Consider the following 14074-nt stretch of genomic DNA (forward strand, 5'->3'; position numbering starts at 1 on the left):
GCCCATGCTACGAGGTCGCACGGCGACCGCGGCGGGTCAGCCGGGTCACGACACGCTGGGCGTAGCCGACCAGCACCCGGACCTCCTTCACGTGCAGCAGCCAGCCGAGGGCGGTGAACACCGCCGTCATGACCAGAGCGATGAGGCCGCCCAGCACCACCGCCGCGAGACGGCCGGACCAGATCAGCTCCCCGGCCAGCCCCACCAGAGCGGTGCCCACGGCCCAGCTCGCGACCGCCGCGCCCAGCAGCTTGGCCGCGACGACGGCGCCGGCGGCGAGGCTCGGCGGCACCGTGCCCAGGCGTGACGCCCGCCGCCGCAGCTGCCACATGCCCACCAGCCAGGCCACGAGATTGCCGAGGCTGGTGGAGCCCGCTGCCGCCATGGTCGCCCACATCGGGTCCACCAGCAGCAGGATCAGCGGGACCGCGGCGAGGCTGATCACGGCGATCGGGATCTGGGAGAGGAAGGGGGTGCGGGCGTCCTCGTAGGCGTAGAACACACGCTTGATCAGGTACAGCGCGGCGAAGGGCACCAGCCCCAGCATGTAGGCGACCAGGACGGTGCCGTTGGCGCGGGCCGCCGTCTCGCCGGTGCCGCCGCCGATCACCCACATGATCGGTCCGGCCAGGGCGATGAACACCGCGGTGCACAGCATCATCGGGACCGCGAGCATGCGGTTGGTCTCGGCGTAGCGCGCCAGTGCCCCGGCGTGGTCGCCGTCGACCGCGCGTCGTGAGATCGCCGGGAACACCGCGGTGACCACGGCGACGGCGATGATCCCCTGGGGGATCATGAAGGCCATGTAGGCCCAGTCCATGGTCAGTAGGGCGGGATAGCGGGCGGCGAGCTCGGGCTGGTCGCGCAGCTGCTCGGTCATCCGCACCGCGCCGCCGGCGGCCCAGCGCGAGGCCCAGATCCCCAGCTGGCCCAGTCCCAGCATCCCCAGCGACCACAGCCCGATCCGGCTCAGCTTGCCCAGCCCCAGTCCGCGGAAGCCCCACCGCGGGCGCAGCTGCAGGTCGAGCTTCTTGACGTACCAGAACAGGAACACGACCTGCGCGGCGGAGCCGCCCACGTTGATCGCCGCCATCGCCACCACCATGGGCATCGTCCATGCGGCGGGATCCCCGGTGCTCCCCCACATGCCCAGGAACAGCAGCGCCCCGATGATGCCCACCAGGTTGTTGAGCACCGGCGCCCACTGGTACGGGCCGAAGGAGTCGTGGGCGTTGAGCAGCTGTCCGCACATGACGTAGAGCGCGGAGAAGAAGATCTGGGGCATCATCCAGTACCCCAGCTGCACCGCGAGGGCGTAGGTCTGCGGGGGCAGGACGCCGCTGGTGAGGGTCAGCAGCAGCGGGACGGCGATCATGCAGATCACGGTGACGCCGAGCGACAGCGTCGCGACCAGGGTCATCAGGCGCGAGATGTAGTCGCTGCCGCGGTCGGGGCGTTTGACGGCGCGCACGATCGCGGGAACCAGGATCGCGTTCAGGGTGCCGCCGCCCACCAGCAGCCAGATCGTGTTGGGCAGGGTGTTGGCCGCGCTGAAGGCGCTCGCGGCAGAGGTCATCGACCCGGCGAGGATCATCCCGAACAGGAAGTTCCGCACGAAGCCGAGCAGGCGCGAGATCATCGCCCCCGCGGCCATGACGACGCTGGCCTGCATGAGCTTCGAACGGCTCGAGGGCGTCCCCTGGCGACGATGGCGGGGGATGTGCCGGACGCGGAGCGAGGTGCTCATCGGCCCACCTCCTCGTCCTGGTCGTCCTGGTCGTCCTGGTCGTCCTGGTCGTCCTGGTCGTCCTGGTCGTGCCGGGCCCGGGCGGCCCAGATCCCGGCCGTCTCGTCGATGTCGGGGGTCGAGCGTCCGCTGAGGGAGAGCTCGACGGGGTCCTCGGGGCTGTGGACGGCGGGTGCCCGCGAGGAGGATCCGGTGCGGCGCGCCCGGGCCACGCCCACGATCACGAGCACGCCCATCGCGATGACCAGGACGAGCGTGGTCCAGTTCTCCCAGGACGGATTGACCGTCAGGGGCACGTGGACCGGTTCGGTGAGGGCACGGCCGTCGTCGGTGGTCAGCACCGTGGTGAGGGTGACTGATCCGTTGGCGACGGCCTCGACGTCGACCATGGCATCGACCTGGGAGCGCGCGGGGACCACCACCTCCGGGCTCTCCCCGATCCGCACCAGCGGCTTGTCGGAGGTGACCTCGGGGCGGACCGTGATCGGGGTGTCCAGATCGTTCGTGATGGTGATCGGAACGCCCGCGGTGTCCGAGATGACGTTGTAGCCGGAGGCGGGGACCACCTGGATGCGGCCCTGCAGGGTGTCGGTCATCTCCGCGGCGTCCTGCGCGTGCTGGGCGGGGACCTCGGGGTGGCCGCGCCACCGCTCGGAGGTGCCGGCGAGGACCTCCCGCCGCGGGGCGTCGAGCGCGGCGTCATCCTCCATCGCGGCCCCCAGGGCATCGAGGCGCTCCCAGGTGCGCTCGAGGTCCGTCAGCACGTGGGGGGCGAGCGGTGCGGGCCCGGTCGCCTCCGGCAGGTGCTGCCAGCCGCCCTCGGAGGTCGGGGCGCTGGGCAGCACCTCCTCGGCGCTCACGGTGCCCAGGGCGTACAGCTCGTCGTCCTCGTTCTGCGGGTCGGTGCTCCAGGTCTGACGATCGGTGGCCTCGAGCAGGTCGCCGGTGCGGCCGGTCTCCACCCAGGGCGCGTCGGCGAGGGCGTCCAGGGCCGCTCCGGCGGCCTCGGCGTCGAGCGGGACATCGGGCGAGGGGGCGATGAGGAGGTGGCGCGGCGCGGTCGTGTACTCCGAGGCGATCGTCGCGGTCTCGGCGAGCAGGCGCTGCTGGGTCTGCTCGGTGTCGGAATCAGCGGTGAGCAGGGAGAACTCCTCGGAGAGGGTGGGGTCGGGGGCGAGCAGCGGCAGCAGGGTCCCCTCGGTCCGCCCGGACGCATACAGGCCCACCGAGCTCGGGGTGACGGAGGATGAGGGGTCCTCCCGCAGGGAGCTCGAGGGCACGATCGCGGCGGTGGCACCGGTCTCGAGCACCGACTCCAGCGCCTCGGCGTCGGCGGCCGATCCCTCGATCGCCAGCGCCGAGGCCCGCGGCTCGATCCCGGTGTCCTCCCGGACCTGGTCCGAGGCGTCGCGGGCCGCGTGCTCGAGGGTGGTGGTGCCGGCCTCCTGCAGGCTGCGCATGTCCGCCCCCGCGTAGGGCATCGCGAGCACGGTGCGGTCGCCGGCCGCTTCCTGCAGGGCGGCGGCGAGCGAGGAGGATCCGGGCCCGGGCGCGTACTCCAGGATCGGACCGGAGGCGTCCTCGTCCTCGGGCGTCTGCTCCTCGGTCCCCTCGGGGGGCGGGAGCGGCTGCTGCGGCGGATCCAGCAGGGAGGGGTCCAGCCACCAGTCGACGTCCTCGCGCACGGCGAGCTGCTGGACGTCGGACATCGGTCCGGAGGCGACGGACTCCTCGAAGGCCGCGGGATCGGAGATCGTGGCGGCGGCGTCCTCGGCCGCGACCGGGAGCAGGACGGACTGCGTGATGGAGGCCTCGACGTCGTCGGGCCGCCACACCACGAAGGAGCGCAGCGAGCCCAGGGGCTCGTCGTCCGCGACCGCGGTGACCGACAGGCGGCGGGTGCCCCAGAAGTAGGGCTCCTCGGCGTAGCCGAGCTCCTCGGCGGTGGCCTCGACGCTCAGCGTGACCGAGGCGCCCGGCGCCAGCTGCGCGCGCTCCGCGGAGCGGGCGAGGGCGGCCCCGGAGGTGTCCGGAGCGGTCTCGGACTGCCAGCTCTCGAGCATGCTGCGATCCGTCACCCGCGCCACGCGCGTGCGCATCTCCAGGGAGAGGTCATCCAGCGGCTCGGAGGAGGTGTTGGTCACCTCGATGCGTGCCTCGACCGTCCCGCCCGGGGCCAGTGACGTGGGCGTCAGGGAGACCAGATCCATGCTGATGCCGGCGTCCTCCGCCGCGGGCGGCGGGGCCGCGGGCGCGGCCTGCGCCGCGGGGATCACCGTCGCCGGGCCGCTCACCAGCACCGATGTGGCCACGATCAGTGCCGTCAGCAGCGCCGCGAGCACCGGGCGCACGGACGGCGGGGACAGCGACATGGTGACACTGTAAGCGGCGGCTACCGTAGAGAGGCTGGGGTGAGCGCGTTCTCCCCCGTCGCGTCGCGCCTCCCGGCCGCCGCCCGCCCCGACCAGAAGGACCACCTCGTGACCGATCCCGCCGATGCGACCGATCCCGTCGCCGCCGCGCGCCTCGAGACCGCCCGCACGCGCGCGGCCTCCATGTTCCGTGCGCTGCCCGAGGAGATCCACGAGCTCGGACGCCGCTTCGAGGCCGCCGGGCACGAGCTCGCCCTGGTGGGCGGGCCGGTGCGCGACGCCGTGCTGGGCCGCTCGAGCGCGGACCTGGACTTCACCACCTCGGCGCGCCCCGCGCAGACCGAGGAGATCCTGCACGGATGGACCCGCGACGGGGCGATCTGGGACATGGGCCGCGACTTCGGGACCCTCGGCGGGGTGCGCGACGGGGTCCGCGTCGAGATCACCACCTACCGCACCGAGACCTACGATCCGGCGAGCCGCAAGCCCGAGGTCGCCTTCGGCGACACGCTCGAGGGCGACCTGTCCCGGCGCGACTTCACGGTCAACGCGATGGCGGTGCGGCTGCCCTCGCTCGAGCTGGTCGACCCCTTCGACGGCCTCGGCGACCTGGCCCGCACCCTGCTGCGCACGCCCGTCGCCCCGGAGCAGTCCTTCGCCGACGACCCCCTGCGCATGATGCGCGCGGTCCGCTTCGTCGCCCAGCTCGGCTTCCGGATCGAGGACGCCACGGCCGACGCGATCGAGGAGCTCGCCGAGCGCATCGCCATCGTCTCCGCGGAGCGGGTGCGTGAGGAGCTGGTCAAGCTCCTGCTGGGCGCCCATCCACGCGGCGGCCTCGAGCTGATGACCGAGCTGGGCCTGGCCGCCCACGTGCTGCCGGAGCTGCCCGCCCTGCAGCTCGAGATCGACGAGCACCACCACCACAAGGACGTCTACGAGCACTCCCTGACCGTGCTCGACCAGGCCATCGACCTCGAGAGCGCCCCCGGCTCCGGCGGGCCCTGCGAGCGGCCCGACCTGGTGCTGCGCCTGTCCGCGCTGCTGCACGACATCGGCAAGCCCGCCACCCGCCGGTTCGAGCCCGGCGGGGAGGTCACCTTCCGGTTCCACGAGACCGTCGGCGCGAAGATGACGTCGAAGCGGATGAAGGCCCTGACCTTCGACAAGGACACCACGAAGAAGGTGGCGCGCCTGGTCGAGCTGCACCTGCGCTTCCACGGCTATGTCGACTCCCCGTGGACGGACTCCGCGGTGCGGCGCTACGTCACCGACGCCGGTGACCTGCTCCAGCACCTGCACCGGCTGACCCGCGCCGACGTCACCACCCGCAACCGGCGCAAGGCGCGCACCCTCGCCCGGGCCTACGACGAGCTCGAGGCCCGCATCGACCATCTCGCCGAGCAGGAGGAGATCGGGAGGATCCGCCCCGATCTGGACGGCAACCGGATCATGGAGATCCTGGACCTCCCCCCGGGCCGCGAGGTGGGTGAGGCCTACAAGCACCTCCTGGAGCTGCGGATGGAGCACGGCCCCCTCGGTGAGGAGCGCGCGACCGAGGAGCTGCGTCGGTGGTGGGCGGACCGGGAGGGTCGCTGAGGGTCGGCTGTGATCGCCCTGTGCAGGCAGGGGCGACCGGTGTGAGCGAGGAGACACGGGACGTGCACACCCTGTGTGTTTCTCCGCTGGGGCGTGACGAGGCGGCCAGGAGCGTGCTCATACTGAGGAGCTGAGCACCTTCGCGTGCTCCACCCGACCACGTCCCCGAAGGACCAGGAGCAGCCATGAGCGATTCACGACGCTCGTCCCGCAGCTCGTCGGCCCGATCGAACCGATCGTCGAAGCCGACCAGCGGTGGTGCCCGTCGCGCCGCAGGAGTGCGCCGCGCACCCTCCCGCGCGTCCTCCGGGGCCGCCCCCGCCCCCAAGGGGAGCAGCCGCACCGGCCGCACCGGTGCCGCCGCCGGCTCCGGGTCCGCCCCGACCTCGCGGACCTCGGTCGGCGCCCGTCACGCCGGCACCGGCGCCGCGGCCGGCCGCCGCACGAAGGTCGCCGCGACGAACTTCCTCAACTACCCGCGCGCAGGGAAGAAGAGCCCCTGGCGCTTCCTGCCCTCGCTGCGCATGATCGTCGGTGCCATGGCGCTGGCGGTGCTCGCGGTGGCCGGGCTCGGGATCTGGGTGTACAGCACCACCGAGGTGCCCGAGCCCTCCGACTTCGCCCTCGCCCAGACCAGCCGCGTCTACTTCGCCGACGGTGAGACCGAGATGGGGACCTTCAGCGAGGTCAACCGCACCGAGCTCCCGGCCGACGAGATCCCGCAGAACATCAAGGACGCCGTGGTCGCCAGCGAGGACGCGAGCTTCTACGAGAACCGCGGCGTCTCCCCGCGCGGCATCGCCCGCGCCTTCGTCAACAACCTGCAGGGCGGTGCCCGGCAGGGCGGCTCGACCATCACCCAGCAGTACGTCGAGCGGTACTACACCGGCACGAACACGTCCTATCTGGGCAAGGCCCAGGAGGCCGTGATGGCGCTGAAGATCGACCAGGAGCTGAGCAAGGACGAGATCCTCTCCCGCTACCTGAACACCATCTACTTCGGACGCGGCGCCTACGGCGTGCAGGAGGCCTCGCAGGCCTACTTCGACAAGGACGCCGCGGACCTCACCGATGCGGAGGCCGCACTGCTGGTGGCGGTGATCCCCGCACCGTCGTCCTACGACCCCGCCGAGAATCCCGAGAAGGCGACCCAGCTGTGGGACCGCGTGATCACCCGCGAGGTCGCCGAGGGGATGATGACGGAGGAGGAGGCCGAGGCCCTCGAGTTCCCCGAGACCGTCGAGCCGAGCTCCGAGAACAGCCTCGGCGGCACCAACGGCTATCTGTTGGACGCGGTGCGCTCCGAGCTCGTCGCCCAGGGGTTCACCGAGGACGAGATCAACACCGGCGGCTTCACGATCGTCTCGACGATCGACCCCTCCGTCCAGGACAACTCCGTGCAGGCGGTCGAGAACCTCCCCGAGGACCGCCCCGAGCAGAACCACGTGGGCACGATGACCCTGGATCCCTCCACGGGGGCGGTGCTGGGGATGTACGGCGGCGAGGACTTCGTCTCCCAGTCCCGCAACGACGCCACCCAGTCCCGGATGCAGGCCGGATCGATCTTCAAGACCTTCACCCTGATCGCGGCGCTGGAGGACGGCTACCCGCTGGACTCCCGCTGGGACGGCAACTCCCCGAAGGAGTTCCCGGGCTGGGAGGTGAAGAACTTCGGCGATGTCGACTACGGTCAGGTCACTCTCGCGAAGGCCACCGAGAGCTCGATCAACACCGCCTACGCGGAGGCGAACCTCGAGGTCGGCCCCGAGCGGACCCGGGAGACCGCCGTGAACCTCGGTCTGCCGGAGGAGACGCCGGGGCTCACGGACGACGCCTCGAACGTGCTCGGCTCCGCCTCGCCGACCGTCGCCGAGATGGCCGAGGTCTACGCGACGATCGCCAACGGCGGTGTGCACCACGACGCCTACATCGTGGAGTCGGTGACCCGTCCCGACGGCTCGTCCCGCTTCCAGCACGAGGACACCGGCCAGCGGGTGATGGACGAGGACGTGGCCACCAATGCCACGGTGGCGCTGCAGGGCCCGCCGACCACCGGCTCCGCCCGTGACCTGCAGAACGTCATGGACGGCCGCCCGGTGGCCGGCAAGACCGGCACCTCGGAGAGCTTCCGCTCGGCGTGGTTCGTGGGCTTCACCCCGCAGCTGGTCACGTCGGTGGGCATGTTCCAGCCCTCCGAGGACGGCACCAGCGAGGAGCCCCTCACGCCCTTCGGCGGCGCCGAGAACATCACCGGCGGCACCTTCCCGACGGCGGTCTGGGGGGACATCATGTCGACCTCGCTGGCCGGCGAGGAGTACCTGGACTTCCCCGAGGAGGCCCAGCTCGACAACGAGACCCGGGAGCGCAGCGTGCCGGAGCCGCAGCCCACGCAGGCGCCCGCCCCGACCCAGGACCCGACCCAGGAGCCGACGGAGGAGCCCACCGAGGAGCCCACTGAGGAGCCGAGCGAGGAACCCACGGAGGAGCCCACCCAGGAGCCGACGGAGGAGCCGAGCGAGGAGCCGACAGAGGAGGAACCGGCCGAGGAGCAGCCGGCCGAGGAGTCCGAGGACCAGCCCGCCGAGCGGACCCAGGAGGAGGAGTCGCCCGCCGCCGAGGAGGGCGGCGACGACCCGGCGGCCGGGAACATCCGCCCCACCGAGCAGCCCACGGCGCAGGATGAGGACGGCGTGGAGACCGCCGGCCCGGGCAGCGGCAACGGCAATGCCGGCGGCAACGGTGGCGGCGGCGGGAACGGCAACGGCGGGGACGGCTGAGCGGCGGTGCTGTGATCCCCCGCGCACGTCCGCGGGGGCTCTGGCCCTCACCCCGGCCGGCGGGTAGTCTTGGCCGGTCCGTGACGTGCGTCGCCGATGCCCGCAGCGGATGGCATGAACCCTCCTGCCACGGAGAGACCGTGGCCGCAGAGACCACAGGAGGTGGGTACCAGAACATGCGCAAGTACGAAATGGTCGTGATCCTCGACCCGTCCGTCGATGAGCGGACCGTCACCGGAACCTTCGAGAAGCTCGTCCAGGTCATCCCGACCGAGGGCGGCACCGTCGACGAGGTCGACGTCTGGGGCAAGCGGAAGTTCGCCTACGAGATCGACAAGAAGTCCGAGGGCATCTACATCGTCCTGCAGTTCACCGCGACGTCGGCGACCGCTCAGGAGCTCGATCGCCAGCTCGGACTCAACGAGTCCGTCCTGCGCACGAAGCTCATGCGCCTCGACGCCGCCAAGTGATCAGCGCTCGCTGACCCCCGCACCACCCCACCCCACCCCGGAGCAGAGGAGCACCCATGGCGAATGACACCGTCATCACGGTGATCGGCAACCTCACCGCCGATCCGGAGCTGCGGTTCACGCAGTCCGGGATCGCGGTCGCGTCGTTCACCATCGCGTCCACCCCCCGCACCTTCGACCGTCAGTCGAACGAGTGGAAGGACGGAGAGGCTCTGTTCCTCCGCTGCTCCATCTGGCGCGACGCCGCGGAGAACGTGGCCGAGTCGCTCGAGAAGGGCACCCGCGTGGTCGCCCAGGGGCGCCTCAAGCAGCGCTCCTTCACCGACCGGGAGGGCAACAACCGCACCAGCATCGAGCTCGACGTCGACGAGATCGGGCCCTCCCTCCGCTACGCCACCGCCAAGCCGAACAAGGTGCAGCGCGGCGGCGGAGGCGGCGGTCGCGGCTTCGGCGGCGGCGCCCCGCAGGGCGCTCCCCAGGGTGGCTTCGGCCCCCAGGGCGGTCAGGCTCCCCAGGGCGGCTACGGCAACGCGCCCCAGGGCGCTCCCGCCGCCGACCCGTGGGCCGGCGGGGGCAACCAGGGCGGGTACGACGATCCTCCCTTCTGATCGCCGCGGCGATCGATGATCCACCACTGATCCATTCCATCCCGGGTCTCCGCCCGGGCTCCCCTCAGAAAGAAGGAGCACCACGATGGCCAAGCCTGTTCTTCGCAAGCCGAAGAAGAAGCAGAACCCGCTGAAGGCCGCCGGTCTCGAGACCGTCGATTACAAGGACGCCGCGCTGCTGCGCAAGTTCATCTCCGACCGCGGCAAGATCCGCGCCCGTCGGGTCACCGGCGTCTCCGTCCAGGAGCAGCGCAAGATCGCGAAGGCCGTGAAGAACGCCCGCGAGATCGCGATCCTGCCCTACTCGACGTCCGGCCGCTGAACGAGGAAGGCACTGATATGACCAGCAAGCTCATCCTCACCAACGAGGTCACCGGCCTCGGCGCCGCCGGCGATGTCGTCGACGTCCGTGACGGCTACGCCCGCAACTACCTGCTGCCCCGCGGTCTCGCGACCCCGTGGACCAAGGGTGGTCAGCGTCAGCTCGACCAGATCCGTGCCGCGCGCGGCAAGCGCGCGATCGCCAACCTGGACGACGCGAAGGCCCTGAAGGCCTCGCTCGAGTCCAAGCCGCTCGTCATCGCCGAGCGTGCGGGCCAGAACGGCCGCCTCTTCGGCGCGGTCGCCTCCAAGGAGGTCGCCGAGGCCGTCTCCGCGCAGTTCGACAAGAGCATCGACCGCCGCACCGTCGAGTTCCCGGCCCCGATCCGGGCCCTCGGCGAGCACAAGGCGACCGTGCGTCTGCACGAGGACGTCTTCGCGAACCTCGCGATCCAGGTCGTCGCCGCCAAGGGCGCCGTCAAGGCCTGATCGACGTACTGCGAGCACCCCCGCACCAACTCGGTGCGGGGGTGCTGTGCGTCCGGGGTCTAGCCGCGGGCCTCGACGAGCCGCTCGAAGAGGAACTCGTAGGGCAGGTAGGAGACGTCGTACTCGTGTCCCCGCTGGTGCGGCAGCAGCTGCGACATCTGGAGCAGCCGCCATCCGTCCTGGAGCGCGTCCAGGCCGGTGGGGTAGGGCGGCTCGTCGCTGTCGCCCATGGTGGGGCGGGAGCGGCCGGTGCCGTCGTAGCGGCTCCAGCCGATCACGGCGGAGTCGAGCGCGGAGGTGCCCAGGTACAGGATCAGCACCTGCTGGCGCAGATGGGGATCGATCGGCGTCTGGGCGAAGGATTCGTCCACGGAGAGGGTCATGAGGGTCCTGTTCTGCGGGTCGGAGGGAGTGGGTCGGGTGGGCCGGCTCAGAGGCCCCAGCCGGCGGCCGTGGCGTTCGAGCCGAGGCGGACGTCCGTGGCGCCGGGGGCGACGAGCTGCGGGCGCAGCTGCTCGCGGGTGAGGTAGTTGTCGATGTCGAAGAGCTGGTCCCCGGTGAGGGTGCGCCAGAGCTTCGCCCGGTTCACCAGCTCGAGACGGGCCTCGGGGGCCCGCGACCAGCCGAAGGACGTGGTGAGCTCCCGCAGCACGCCCGGGTCGTCGATGTCGTCGGTGTTCCACAGGCGCAGCTGGCGGACCGTGGGGTTGAAGCGGATCTTGAACATGTAGCGCGCGACGTCGGAGTCGTTGCGCCGTCCGCCGTGCCAGATGCCGTGGTGGAGGAGGACGATGGTGCCGGCCGGGCAGGTGAGCCGGGTCTGCCCGGCGAGGTTCTGGTAGCGCCCGATGCCCGATTCATTGGTTCGGCGCAGGTGCGTGCCCGGGACGCTCAGGGTCCCGCCCTGCTCGAGGGTGACCTCGCGCGGGTAGTACATGAGCTGGGCGTCGAAGGCGTCGGTGCGGGTGTCGAAGATGGCGTCGGCGTGCATGTTCTGGGCCTCGCCGCCGCGCGGCGGGCGGACGTGCACCGCATGGTGGTCGATCACCGGATCGGGCCCCACGAGGCTCTGCACCGCCCCGGCCACGACGGGGAGGTCCAGCAGCTCCCTGACGAAGGTGCCGCGGGGGAAGGCCGTGTCCAGGGGCGTGCTGTAGGGGTGCCCGGGGATGCCGGCGTCGAGGACGTCGATGGCCCGCTCGTTCATCTCCTCGGGGACCACCCCCTCGAGGGCGATCGCCCCGTGGGAGACGAAATGGGCCATTTCCACCGAGGTGAGCAGGTGCTCGCGATCGACCGTCGCTGTCATGACGGGTCCTTTCCAGGGGTTCACGGGTGATCTCAGCAGGTCAGCACCGACGGTGGCACCTGCTGCGGATCGAGCCTAGGCGGGCAGGGGTGGCGTCCGGATGGTGCTGATGCGGCGCATGGTGGTTCAATTCCCTCATGTCCACCGTGAGCGCCTCGCCGGCGCCGCTCGATCTGACCAGCCCGCCCCAGGTCCAGAACGTCGGTCGCAGCACGCATGGCGTGCGCTCGGGCGAGGACGTGTTCCGGCTGCCCGAGCTGTGGTCGCTCCACCTCTACGCCTACGAGGCCGAGCTGGAGGTCGACGGGGTGCTGCACGTGGTCACGCCCGGCACGGTCTCCCTGGTCCCGCCCGCCTGCCTGATCCGCTATCGCTACCGGGGTCCGTCCACCCATCTGTACGCCCACCTGCGCGGCGATCCGGTGCCGCCAGGGAGCTCCGCACCGGGCGGCCGGCTCGAGGTGCTGATGCGGCCGGGTGCGGAGCTGCCGGCGATCACGGACCTCATGACCTCAGCTCTCGCGGCCGCCGCCACGCGGCCCGCGCGCACCCGCGCCGATCTCTGGACGGCGCTGCTCCGGCTCGACGACCGGCCGTGCAGCAGCGATGCCCGGCCGGCCCGGGACCACGTCGCCGCGGCGATGTCCTACATCGAGTCGCGCTTGCCGGAGCCGGTGACGATCCCCGAGGTCGCCGCCCACGTGGGCATCTCCGCCAACCACCTGGCGCGCGTGGTCGGCGCCGAGCTGGGTGAGACCCCGGTGGCCTACATCCGGCGGCGACGGATCGACCATGCGCGCCGTCTGCTCACCGGCAGCACCATGTCGATCCCCGCCATCGCCGCGAGCGTCGGCTTCAGCGACCTGCAGGCGTTCAACAAGGCCTGCCGCGCCGTCACCGGATCCTCCCCGCGGGTGCTCCGCAGCAGCGGCGGATGAGCACCGCGCGTGCGGGCGAACGCGATCAGCGGTCGAGCTCGGCGAGCACCTCCATCGCGCGGCGCAGCTCGTCCTCCCGCCCCGAGAACGGCAGGCGCACGGCGTGCGACCAGCCCGCCCCGGTGGGGGAGAACAGCGCCCCGGGGCTCAGCGCGATCCCGCTCCGCGCGGCACGCGCCACCAGGTCCCGGGCCTCGAGGCGCGTGCCCTCGGCCCAGAGCGAGAGGCCGCCCGCGGGCGGGCGCCAGCGCCAGTGGGGGAGCTTCTCGGCGAGCTGTGAGGTCACCGCGGTGTAGGAGCGCTCGATGTGCTCGCGGCAGTGGGGGACCCCGTCGGCACCGTCGGCACGGCCGGCCGCCAGGAGCCGGGCGGCGAGCTGCTGCTCGAACAGCGGCGCCCCCAGGTCCACGCCGAGGCGCAGGTGCGCCAGAGCATCGGCGTCCTCCTCGGACGTGCGCACCCACCCGATCCGCAGCCCCGCCCACAGCGACTTCGAGAGCGATCCGACCAGCAGCGTGCGCGCGCCTCCACCGGCGACCGGCGGCGGCATCGCCGCCCCCCGCCAGTTCATCCCCACCAGGGTCTCGTCGATGATCAGCGGCGTGCCGGTCCGGGCGGCGGCCCGCAGCAGGTGGAGGCGGGCCTCCCCGCCCACCAGGGCGCCGGTGGGGTTGTGGAAGTCCGGGGTGAGGATCGCGGCGGCGAGCGCACCGGAGCCCACCGCGTCCGCGATCGCGCCGGCGTGATCGGGGAGCACGTCGATCGGCACCACGCGCCGCCGGCCGGTGGTGATCACGCGCGCGGAGTTCGGGTATCCGGGGTTCTCGGTGCCCACGCGGTCCCCCGTCCCCGTCGTGGCGAGCAGCGCGAGGTGGAGGGCGCTGACAGCCCCCGTGGTGACCACCACCTGCCGGGGTGATGTGGGCAGCCCGCGGCGGGCGTAGTGGGCGCAGATCTGCTCGACGAGCGCGGCGATGCCGTCGGCCGGGGCGCTGCCCCAGGCCGGATCCTCCGTGAGGTGCGCGGCGACCTCTGCCGCCTCGGCGGCGAGGCGCGGATGCGGCGGCAGCACCGTCGCGCGCAGATCCACCGCGCCCGGTGCCAGAGGTGCGGCGCGGGCGGTGAGCGCCTCCACCGGACCCGCGGCCGACGGCCCTCGGACGGTGCGGCCGGATCCGCGGCGTGCGGCGAGGATGCCTCGGTCCCGGGCGGCGTCGAGGCCGCGCACCACCGTCCCGCGGGAGAGGCCGAGTCCCTGGGCGAGCTCGCGCTCGGAGGGGATCCGCGCCCCGGGGGCCAGTCGACCCTCGGCGGCGAGGCTCGCCAGGCGCGCCGCCAGCCAGTCGGCGCGCCCGCGCGCGGGCGGCGGGCCGAGGAGGGCGAGCAGGGTGCTGGAGGACACGAGCGGACGCGGCATGGTGCCAGTGAACCAGAGGTGGCCCTG

General features: G+C 72.2%; 12 protein-coding genes. 7 read left to right on the forward strand and 5 right to left on the reverse strand.

Translation table 11 applies throughout. From position 1 onward, the window contains the following. Positions 1-7 precede the first annotated feature (7 nt). Positions 8-1747, reverse strand: a complete 1740-nt coding sequence (gene murJ, locus CXH06_RS04110; protein ID WP_114853888.1) for a murein biosynthesis integral membrane protein MurJ — start codon at positions 1745-1747, stop codon at positions 8-10. Further along, on the reverse strand, positions 1744-4119 hold the full coding sequence (locus tag CXH06_RS04115; protein ID WP_157975599.1) for a DUF6049 family protein: 2376 nt from the start codon (positions 4117-4119) through the stop codon (positions 1744-1746). Before CXH06_RS04115 ends, murJ begins: the two co-directional genes overlap by 4 nt. Positions 4120-4302: 183 nt before the next feature. Here CXH06_RS04115 and CXH06_RS04120 point away from each other — a divergent pair, with 183 nt between their 5' ends. The 6 genes from CXH06_RS04120 to rplI all read left to right on the forward strand — a co-directional run bounded on the left by CXH06_RS04120 (position 4303) and on the right by rplI (position 10383). Continuing rightward, entirely contained in the window at positions 4303-5718 is a 1416-nt protein-coding gene (locus CXH06_RS04120; RefSeq protein ID WP_114854078.1) for a CCA tRNA nucleotidyltransferase, read from the forward strand. Between the two features lie 185 nt (positions 5719-5903). Continuing rightward, complete coding sequence (locus CXH06_RS04125; RefSeq protein ID WP_114853890.1) at positions 5904-8495, forward strand: transglycosylase domain-containing protein; 2592 nt, start codon at positions 5904-5906, stop codon at positions 8493-8495. Positions 8496-8671: 176 nt separating this feature from the next. Next, positions 8672-8965 carry a 30S ribosomal protein S6 gene (gene rpsF, locus CXH06_RS04130; protein WP_114853891.1) on the forward strand — a complete coding sequence of 98 codons (294 nt, stop codon included), beginning with the start codon at positions 8672-8674 and terminating at the stop codon, positions 8963-8965. 56 nt (positions 8966-9021) lie between these two features. Beyond that, a complete protein-coding gene (locus CXH06_RS04135; protein WP_114853892.1) occupies positions 9022-9573 on the forward strand; it encodes a single-stranded DNA-binding protein in 552 nt (183 codons plus the stop codon). A gap of 85 nt (positions 9574-9658) precedes the next feature. After that, positions 9659-9895 carry a 30S ribosomal protein S18 gene (rpsR, locus tag CXH06_RS04140; protein ID WP_114853893.1) on the forward strand — a complete coding sequence of 79 codons (237 nt, stop codon included), beginning with the start codon at positions 9659-9661 and terminating at the stop codon, positions 9893-9895. 17 nt (positions 9896-9912) lie between these two features. Further along, entirely contained in the window at positions 9913-10383 is a 471-nt protein-coding gene (gene rplI, locus CXH06_RS04145) for a 50S ribosomal protein L9 (protein ID WP_114853894.1), read from the forward strand. Between the two features lie 59 nt (positions 10384-10442). Here the strand turns inward: rplI and CXH06_RS04150 are convergent, their stop codons facing one another. After that, on the reverse strand, positions 10443-10766 hold the full coding sequence (locus tag CXH06_RS04150) for a hypothetical protein (protein ID WP_232820192.1): 324 nt from the start codon (positions 10764-10766) through the stop codon (positions 10443-10445). A 47-nt stretch (positions 10767-10813) separates the two neighbouring features. Then, a complete protein-coding gene (locus CXH06_RS04155) occupies positions 10814-11692 on the reverse strand; it encodes a phytanoyl-CoA dioxygenase family protein (protein ID WP_114853895.1) in 879 nt (292 codons plus the stop codon). Between the two features lie 137 nt (positions 11693-11829). Here CXH06_RS04155 and CXH06_RS04160 point away from each other — a divergent pair, with 137 nt between their 5' ends. Beyond that, a complete protein-coding gene (locus CXH06_RS04160; RefSeq protein ID WP_114853896.1) occupies positions 11830-12630 on the forward strand; it encodes an AraC family transcriptional regulator in 801 nt (266 codons plus the stop codon). A gap of 25 nt (positions 12631-12655) precedes the next feature. Here CXH06_RS04160 and CXH06_RS04165 read toward each other — a convergent pair whose 3' ends face one another. Further along, a complete protein-coding gene (locus CXH06_RS04165) occupies positions 12656-14032 on the reverse strand; it encodes a PLP-dependent aminotransferase family protein (protein WP_232820193.1) in 1377 nt (458 codons plus the stop codon). Positions 14033-14074: the final 42 nt, after the last annotated feature.

Origin of the sequence: Brachybacterium sp. YJGR34, assembly GCF_003347015.1 — a bacterium.
Lineage (GTDB): Bacteria > Actinomycetota > Actinomycetes > Actinomycetales > Dermabacteraceae > Brachybacterium.

Bases quoted from the DNA above. Each gene is read 5' to 3' on its own strand.
- rpsF (WP_114853891.1), top strand. From the start codon at position 8,672: ATGCGCAAGTACGAAATGGTCGTGATCCTCGACCCGTCCGTCGATGAG.
- CXH06_RS04115 (WP_157975599.1), bottom strand. From the start codon at position 4,119: ATGTCGCTGTCCCCGCCGTCCGTGCGCCCGGTGCTCGCGGCGCTGCTG.
- CXH06_RS04155 (WP_114853895.1), bottom strand. From the start codon at position 11,692: ATGACAGCGACGGTCGATCGCGAGCACCTGCTCACCTCGGTGGAAATG.
- rplI (WP_114853894.1), top strand. From the start codon at position 9,913: ATGACCAGCAAGCTCATCCTCACCAACGAGGTCACCGGCCTCGGCGCC.
- CXH06_RS04125 (WP_114853890.1), top strand. From the start codon at position 5,904: ATGAGCGATTCACGACGCTCGTCCCGCAGCTCGTCGGCCCGATCGAAC.
- CXH06_RS04135 (WP_114853892.1), top strand. From the start codon at position 9,022: ATGGCGAATGACACCGTCATCACGGTGATCGGCAACCTCACCGCCGAT.
- CXH06_RS04160 (WP_114853896.1), top strand. From the start codon at position 11,830: ATGTCCACCGTGAGCGCCTCGCCGGCGCCGCTCGATCTGACCAGCCCG.
- rpsR (WP_114853893.1), top strand. From the start codon at position 9,659: ATGGCCAAGCCTGTTCTTCGCAAGCCGAAGAAGAAGCAGAACCCGCTG.
- CXH06_RS04150 (WP_232820192.1), bottom strand. From the start codon at position 10,766: ATGACCCTCTCCGTGGACGAATCCTTCGCCCAGACGCCGATCGATCCC.
- CXH06_RS04120 (WP_114854078.1), top strand. From the start codon at position 4,303: ATGTTCCGTGCGCTGCCCGAGGAGATCCACGAGCTCGGACGCCGCTTC.
- murJ (WP_114853888.1), bottom strand. From the start codon at position 1,747: ATGAGCACCTCGCTCCGCGTCCGGCACATCCCCCGCCATCGTCGCCAG.